The sequence below is a fragment of the Secundilactobacillus hailunensis genome, from assembly GCF_005405185.1.
Lineage (GTDB): Bacteria > Bacillota > Bacilli > Lactobacillales > Lactobacillaceae > Secundilactobacillus > Secundilactobacillus hailunensis.
In genome coordinates this window covers 1-1,003 of record NZ_BJDO01000116.1, presented here as the reverse complement: position 1 = coordinate 1,003, position 1,003 = coordinate 1, and the positions used below count along the sequence as shown (strand labels likewise).

Annotated in this window: 1 pseudogene; it reads left to right on the top strand. The window is 40.9% G+C overall.

The window, feature by feature from the left end:
- Positions 1-203 precede the first annotated feature (203 nt).
- A pseudogene (locus FFM73_RS12545) lies at positions 204-836 on the top strand (DNA topoisomerase); the annotation flags it as partial.
- Positions 837-1,003: the final 167 nt, after the last annotated feature.

The following is a 1,003-nucleotide window of genomic DNA, read 5'->3' as shown; positions in this document are numbered from 1 at the left end:
AAGGAGACTGAGTGGGAAATGACGAAAAAGCAACGGCAACACCAAACTCGAAACCGGCATGAAGATGGGGGCATGCACTTGTAATCACAAAATTAGCGACTGGTTAATTGGTATGAATGGTAGCCCATAATGTATTTTATATTGATAAAAATTTGGTACGTAGAGCGTGCTCGATTAGTTACCCATAGCTGCCAGCCTTGTGTATGGTCTATCAAAGAGACCAGGCAATCAAAAACTTTAAGCCGGAACCCTATTTTGAACTAAATGCGGAAATTGTAGCTAATCAGCAAAAATTCGTCGCGAAATTAGCCCCCTATCAGCGATTTAAAGACAAAGCAGGGCTAACGACATTCATGCAAGCTAAACACGTTCAGAAAGGCTCACAGGCTGGTTTAATCAAGGGCGTTCAAAACCAGGCTAAAAAACGTGCTAGTCCCCAACTATTCTCGCTATCCAGTCTGCAAAGTGCCATGAATAAACGTTATCACGCCGGCGCCAGTCAAACCTTAGCGGCCATTCAGAGTTTATACGAAGCCAAGTACCTTAGTTATCCCCGCACCGATTGTGCTTACATCACTGATGAAGAATTTGATTATTTAGTGGCTAATCTGACGAAGTATCTGGGTTTAGTCTCTAAGCCAGTCGCTTTAACCAATACCACCCCAAATAAGCGCTATGTTAATGGAAAAAAGGTTGAAGAACACTACGCCATTATCATGACTAAAGTCGTCCCGACTAAAGATCAATTAGCTACCTTACCTAAAATACAGCATCAAGTCTATGACTTAGTTTTAAAAACGACGTTAGCGATGTTTGCTGATCCGTATGAGTACGAGGTAGCGTCAAGAATCTTGTGTAAATGAAATGCCTTCGTACATATAATATGTATCTAACTTAAATAAGTGGTAGATTGCAAATTTAATCCGAATTTTTGGACAAATTTGTCAGCATAACCTGATACGGTGTTTGCCAGTCGAGTATTTTAAGCGGTCGCTGGTTAATT